Annotated in this window: 7 protein-coding genes and 1 pseudogene; 3 read left to right on the forward strand and 5 right to left on the reverse strand. The window is 56.8% G+C overall.

Annotation, left to right across the window (positions count from 1 at the left end; genetic code table 11):
• Positions 1-56: 56 nt before the first annotated feature.
• From C2I19_RS16200 to C2I19_RS16210, 3 genes are all read right to left on the reverse strand, one after another.
• Positions 57-677 (reverse strand): ATP-binding protein, encoded by a 621-nt coding sequence (locus C2I19_RS16200; protein WP_103903701.1) that lies wholly within the window; start codon positions 675-677, stop codon positions 57-59.
• Positions 677-2,380: a TnsB C-terminal domain-containing protein gene (locus C2I19_RS16205; protein WP_103903702.1), complete on the reverse strand. Its 1,704-nt coding sequence runs from the start codon at positions 2,378-2,380 to the stop codon at positions 677-679. The genes C2I19_RS16200 and C2I19_RS16205 overlap by 1 nt, the downstream gene beginning before the upstream one ends.
• 80 nt (positions 2,381-2,460) lie before the next feature.
• Complete coding sequence (locus tag C2I19_RS16210; RefSeq protein ID WP_103903703.1) at positions 2,461-3,291, reverse strand: TnsA endonuclease N-terminal domain-containing protein; 831 nt, start codon at positions 3,289-3,291, stop codon at positions 2,461-2,463.
• Between the two features lie 465 nt (positions 3,292-3,756).
• On the opposite strand from C2I19_RS16210, the gene C2I19_RS16215 reads away from it, so the two are divergent.
• Complete coding sequence (locus tag C2I19_RS16215; RefSeq protein WP_103903704.1) at positions 3,757-4,299, forward strand: hypothetical protein; 543 nt, start codon at positions 3,757-3,759, stop codon at positions 4,297-4,299.
• A 13-nt stretch (positions 4,300-4,312) separates the two neighbouring features.
• Here the strand turns inward: C2I19_RS16215 and C2I19_RS16220 are convergent, their stop codons facing one another.
• Positions 4,313-4,645 (reverse strand): helix-turn-helix domain-containing protein, encoded by a 333-nt coding sequence (locus tag C2I19_RS16220; RefSeq protein WP_103903705.1) that lies wholly within the window; start codon positions 4,643-4,645, stop codon positions 4,313-4,315.
• A gap of 416 nt (positions 4,646-5,061) precedes the next feature.
• Between C2I19_RS16220 and C2I19_RS16225 the strand changes: the two genes are divergently transcribed.
• Both C2I19_RS16225 and C2I19_RS16230 read left to right on the forward strand, forming a co-directional pair.
• Positions 5,062-5,385 (forward strand): hypothetical protein, encoded by a 324-nt coding sequence (locus C2I19_RS16225; protein ID WP_199181223.1) that lies wholly within the window; start codon positions 5,062-5,064, stop codon positions 5,383-5,385.
• 284 nt (positions 5,386-5,669) lie between these two features.
• On the forward strand, positions 5,670-5,909 hold the full coding sequence (locus C2I19_RS16230; protein ID WP_103903706.1) for a hypothetical protein: 240 nt from the start codon (positions 5,670-5,672) through the stop codon (positions 5,907-5,909).
• Positions 5,910-6,141: 232 nt separating this feature from the next.
• On the opposite strand, the pseudogene C2I19_RS16235 reads toward C2I19_RS16230, so the two are convergent.
• Positions 6,142-6,304 (reverse strand): annotated as a pseudogene (locus tag C2I19_RS16235) (IS5/IS1182 family transposase); the annotation flags it as partial.

The following is a 6,304-nucleotide window of genomic DNA, read 5'->3' on the forward strand; positions in this document are numbered from 1 at the left end:
GCGTTCCAGTTGGTCGTTCGATAGCGTTTTGGAGCGGGCTTGGTCATGCCACTATCTTACCAAGCCGCGGGACGGGCGGATTTGTGCAACAGCGCCATTTCGAACTGACTACGCAGATCGCGGTGATGGGCACCCAGCAGAATCTGGTTGGCTTCATCGAGGATAATGTAGCGAACCCGGCGGTGGCGTATCGCCGTCTCGACCGTTCTTTCCAACGTCCCGGCCGTTGCGGCGCCGTGGAGCGGACGAAACGGTTCATCAATGAAGCGGTAGTCTTCCATGGCAAACGGTAATTTCATCTGCGGATCGGTGCACTCAAGCTTGCTCAGAAGGCGGATGTAGAAGTCCTTCCAGTTGAACCCCTTGGTACTGGGCGTAACGGCCGAGATCTGCACGACCGGCGTCCAGCCAGGATGTCGTGCAACTTGGTTGCGCTCCCGGTCATTGATGCAGTCCTCAAGCTTCTGGGCCAGAGTCGTTTTCCCTACGCCGGTGGGCCCGGTCACGATCACCAGGTTGGGGTGGGATTTGTTCGCCGTTACGTTCAGTACCTTATTGAGCGCATCGTCCAGGTGCGGATGCTGAATCGTCTTCTGGAGAAAGTAGTCCAGCTTTGTCGCATCAGAGGCGGTGAACTCCAGCGCAACGTCTTCGTGGCAATCATAGGCGGTCATCATCAGAAGTCTCCAAACAGGCAGTAATCGTTCTCGGCGATCTGGGGCGGAGTGGTGGTCCTGTCCTCAGAGGCGTTCGGCGGCGAGTTAGCTGATAGGCCAGGATTCTGACCAACCTGCAGTGAGGCCTCTTCCTGGCGCAGGCCGCGATAGAACCGCGCCGAGACCTTGGCGTTGGCCTTCTGGTACACCTCGCAAGCGCGTTTGAACTGGCGGTAGACGCTGGTTACATAGCGTAGCTGCCGTTCGTCCATGTGCTCGTTGAGGTAGGCATCTTGGGTTTCGCAACGTATCCATGTGCCGTCGATAAAGACGTAGAGGCAGGAGAGGTCAAATGGGTCATAGCGGGCTTCGACCTGCGTATCGGGAATTTCCGGCCGGCGGAAGGCGCCATGCCAGTACCACTTGCCATAGTGTTTTACCCCGCGGCCTGCCTGAACGGTGAGCTTGTTCGTCTTCACCCAGGGTAGGCAGTTGATGACAAACTCTCGGTTGAATGGAATGCGAGCCTGTTCCCGGTTTCCAAAGTCCGCCAGCCCGGCAGCATGGACGTCCCGTGGCTTGGCCTGCAGCGTCGTGTGGAACGATACGTGGTAGACCTCTTCCAGCCAGCGCTCGAATTGCGCCTCAAGCTTGCCCAATGTCCATATCGCCAGCCGACGCGGATCATGCGATGCCGAGCATGACCGCGGATCTCGCAGTAGCTTGGTATTGCCTTGCAGGTTGTGCCACAGCTTGTCGTTGAGGGTGCCGAACAGGCGCTCCATGACCGAACCAAAGCGTGGCGAGTGCGGAGGGCGGGTCTTCTTACTGATGTCAAACGATGCCAGCAGCAGCTCGAAGTACTGGCTGGCAAATTCTTTGCCGCCATCCACTACGATCGTGACAGGCAAGCGCTGGTGGCGTTGCACGCACTGCCGGATCAGCATCATGCAGTTTGTGTAGTTTGGCGTCTCGAAGCTGATGTAGTACGCCAGCACGACCCGCGAGTACGCATCAATCATGATCGATAGCCAGGCTCGATCGATCGACTCGTTCTCATCGCCGATCTTGAACATCAGATCGATCTCCGTGTGGTCAATATGGGCGATGTCGAAAGGGCGCTCGCCATGCGGAGGGAAAGCACCCGTTCCCGACCAGATCAATTCCTCCAGGTTATACGCTGCCTTACGTCCTTCCCGGATGCGTTTGCCCTGGTGTTCTCCGTAGACCTTGCGGCGCTCATTCGAAAAGGTCTTGATGCTGGGCGTGATCAGGCCCTGTTCTTCGCAACGCAATAGCAACTCGCCGTAGGCGATGTTTAGGCAAGGCTGCTTCTCATTAAAGTAGTGCTCGCGTAGGACGTTATGCATCAGTACGACCTGTTTCTCGCTGACTTTGCGCAGTCGGTTGCCACGCTGCTTGGTGCGATCAATCAGGCCGATGAAACCATTGCCATAAAGTGCTTCAGCCTCCTTGAAGCGGCGTTGGTACTCCCACTCCGTCCGGCGGCACACCAGTAGCTCGGAGGGCTGTCCATTGATGAGCTGCAAGCGCATGTGTGCCGCTGCCAGCATCTCCGACGAGCACTTGGCGATCTTCTCGGACAGCAACACCTGTGGAGAGCGTTGGTTGCTGGCCGGGGCGAGGCTCACCAACTCGCTTCTGGACAGGAGTTCATCGATCGACGCCCAAGACAAGGTCAATAGCTCGCCGCTGGCCGACACGATGTCGATATGCGCCTCAGTACGGTGAGTAATTTTCCAGGTGGCACTCTGCCAGCCAAACGTCGTGCCTGGCTCGAACGTCAGCGCATGGCATTGGGGTATCGTGCGTTGGTTACCCCCTGGGTGCGTAGGCACTCGGCTGCGACGGCATCGCGGTAAACCATCACGTTGACCGGATCGGATAGGGGGGCGGCGCAAAGATCCACGTACAAGCCGCCATCGGCGATGGCCTGATAGATGGCATCCGCCGACAGGTCTTCGTGGGCGTGCAGGAGTTCGAACAGCGAGTGGTCGGCTTTGTCTTGGAATAAGCCCTGGATGAGCTTGCTTTCCTCCGGGCTGGTCTGCAGGGGATGGTCGGCTAGGTAGTCCTGCAGGAAGTGCAGGTTGCGCACCAGGCTCCAATCCGTTTCATTGGAAGAGCGGATGCGATAGCCGAGGCCAAACTGCGCGGCAAAGGCTTGGCCGGGAGGGGAGTGCCACTGGCCGTCAACAAATTGGAAACGCTCGGGTTGTTTCGTCGCCAGGCGTTCCAGCTCCTCTTCCGTTTTACATTCGACCCAACCGATGAAATCCTCTGCGATGAGGAAATAATCCGAGGTATGGGTCACGCCGATCTTGCGGCCATTTTCCTTGGCGTATTTGAGCTTGATCGGCTCAGGCTGGTCGTAGAATTCGTGAACATTGGGGTCGTGCTCCCAGAGGTAGAGCGCAGCCAGCTCGTTGCTGTGGCTTTCCGCCTGTATCGTTACCCGCATCTTGCGGCTGGTGAAACGGCATGACACGTTACCCCAGCTGCTTTTGACCCGGCGACTCGGATCGGACTGTCGAACCCGCCCGATGACTTTGATGCTTGTATTGCTTAACTGTTGACGCTGGCAAAACTCTGCGAATGCATGATCGGACAACATGGCGATATCTCCGGCTGATTGAGCGCGGGAGTCCGAACTGCGCGTTGATCTTCGCCATGTCGAAGCGTACCTCTCCCCGGCAGGCCCCGGACCAACTTGACGCTGGAGGGTCTTACCGTAGAATGAAACTATCTGGTGTGTGGCTAGATGGTTTCAGGTAGCGGCTCGAGTTCTGCAAAACTCGGGCCGTTTGCTTTTCGTGCCTGACGCTCAACGACGACGGTTCAAACGGACTCTCCCTTCCATCTGCTGCCGCCGCGGAATGCGGTTGGCATGGGTGAATCCCAAAATGCCAGGAGGTTGCCTGATGTCAATAGATAGTTAAAATAAGATGATTAATCTGACTAAAGCTGATTAAGCTAAGTAAATCTTAGGATTGGGATGCGATCTATTCAACCAACACGAGGCAGACCACGGAAGGGTATTGGCGACAGGCTACGGGGAGTCTATTGGGCGAGAACGGTGATGCGGTTGAGCGGCTTATCGGCAACGCAGCTTGATGATCGCTACCGCTGGTTCAGCGCAGAGGGGAGCCATCGTCCGTGCTTGTGGCACAAGTATCTGAGGGGGACCGTCACGCCGAAGGATACGGGGGATCGACGCTCAATTATTCTGCGGGTTGAGGCGGATTTTCCTGGCACCTATGAGATCTACCATCATACGATATGGACGCTTCTGAACGTTCCGGTGGGCTCGATGGACGAGGTTTTTCGGGTGTTCGATGTCCTACGCGAGCCTATCCGCAGCTGGCTCATCTTGCCTGATGACGAATGGGGTGAAGACGGCCTGTTCTGGAGAACCGAGATCTGTGCTGACGAGGTGTACCATAAATTAGTCGAACTTCAAGAGCTTGATGCTGGTGCAGCTCTCTTGGGATTGGTTGCCGAAAGCCGACTCTGCCAACGGAGTGAGAGCTATTACACTGGAAGTGAGGCCTTTCGACTCTGGGCTACTCTCCAAGGATACCCACTTCAGCGGTTAACCCTGTTGGAAGACTTCCTGATTTAAACAGGCTTGGGCGCTATGGCTCGAGTTGAAAAGCCGGGCTAGAGCTCTCGCCTTTCAGATACTGCGCTAGCTTACGCCGGTCAGCTGGCAGGAGCCGATGCAGCAGTATCAACAGCTCGGCTACGTCATTGTCTTCCGTGTAGAAGTACGTTGCCGGAACCTCCAGCACGGCGGCGATTCTCGACAGGGTCAGAAAGTCTGGCTCATGCTTCCCGCGCTCGTACTGGTTCATGCGCGCACTGGCCGACTCCTCGTCAATCCCCGCCAGGATCCCCAGCCGCTCCTGCGTCAGCTTGGCGGCTTGTCGCGCTTCTTTCAGACGTTTGGGAACAGGACTGGCAGACATCTTGACCTCGCAAGTGAGGCTAAGATCGTCTTAGTTTCCGCTTGTTGATTTACTAAGGATTGCTTAGTATTTGCCGGTGGCATATCGGATGTGCCAGGCAAACCACCAGGCCGCTCGATGCCTGTTGAAACGACTATCGGGATGAAACCATGAAATCCACACAGGGGATGGCCGACGGGAGGTCACTAGCTGCTCAAGTAGGCCTTTTGACTGCTGATGGCGGTAAGGGGAGCCAACAGGTGGATCGGCCACTAGCCGCCGGCGCCAAGTACCAGCGTCGTGCAGGCATAGACGGGTGCTGAGATGGCGTTCGTTGCCTGAGCGTCGGCCCTGGTTCTATCCGGATGGATTCCTGAACTGTGAATGACCGAAATACTGACCTTGCTCAGCAAGCTCAGCTTCATGGAGAAACGTAAATGTCCAATACCGATGTTCCACCGCTTAGCCCGGAGATGACCCTCGGCAAGGGTTTCGTCATCTACGTTGCGTTGCTTGTGGTCCAGATGATGTTGCTGCTGTTGACCGTTAAGTTCGACTGGTTTCCGGGAGTGACTCTGCCATTTACCTACATCGGATGCGGCTTCCTGCTCAACCGGCTGGTGCTGCGCGGGCTGATCGAGTGGCACCCGGTCTATGACACGTTGCAGAACGTCTCCTCAGAGAAGTTGGGCATGCTGCTGGTTTGGCCTTTCCGCTACCCGGCCTTATTTTTCCAGTTGCTGGTCCACAGGCATCTGTAGGTACCAGGCGGGCCCGAGGGCCAGGAAGGGCATCATCATCTTGCGTCTGACTGTGGAGGCCAGGCTACCGCGCAATCACAGCGACGACTTGGATGGCCGAGGGGCCTCGGCACGCGGCGTGGCGCAGTCGCCATTCCGGCAGAAATTTGCCTATTCTCAGGGTGGCTACGGCATCTCTTTGCCGATGCCTGGGGCCGAGACGTGCTCAGGCGCATAGGCGGCTATCGGATGGGATGCCCGAGCGCATGTATGCCGGATGGCGAATTTTCATGAGGTGAGGCAACATGACCCCGGAACAACAGTGGGTGCAAGATGGATATCTTAGTGACTACGAGATTAGCTATGTGTGCGGGTTCATCGAAGGGTATCTGCGGGCCGTCCGTAGAGTGGCGCTGGCCATGGTGAAAGCCGACATGGATCGAGCACTCATCTTGAAGTGCACAGAGCTCAGCGAGAAGGAACTGGATCGGCTGGTCCTGGAGAGCGGCGGGCTGAGCCAAAGCCTGTCTGGGCCGAGTGGCTAGCTGGACGTTGTTGTGGCCATGTTCGGGGTGGTCCTGCGTGGGTCTGGCCAAGCAAGTTTGCCAAGGTCACGCGGGCTATCAGGCCGTTGAAAAACACGTCGATCTTGCCCCAACCCATTTCCATATGAACAAAAATGGGCGGTTTCAGCGGGTAGAATGCCAATAAATCCGTTCTCTGCCTGGGTTTTCAGGCTGTTTGCCGGTTATCCGGCGATTTTGGGCGCAATACACCCTATACATGCGATCCGCCCCAGCAACCGGACAGGCTGCCAATGCGGATCAGGTTATATGTCGCAAATGCTAAAAAAGTTTGCCCGGCCAGTTTGGCCCGGCCGATCAGTTTGGTTTTGCGAAGGCCTCCGACGGTTTTCAGCCAGCCGAAGCATTCCTCGATC

The sequence above is a fragment of the Chromobacterium alticapitis genome (assembly GCF_002924365.1).
GTDB classification, from domain to species: Bacteria; Pseudomonadota; Gammaproteobacteria; order Burkholderiales; family Chromobacteriaceae; genus Chromobacterium; species Chromobacterium alticapitis.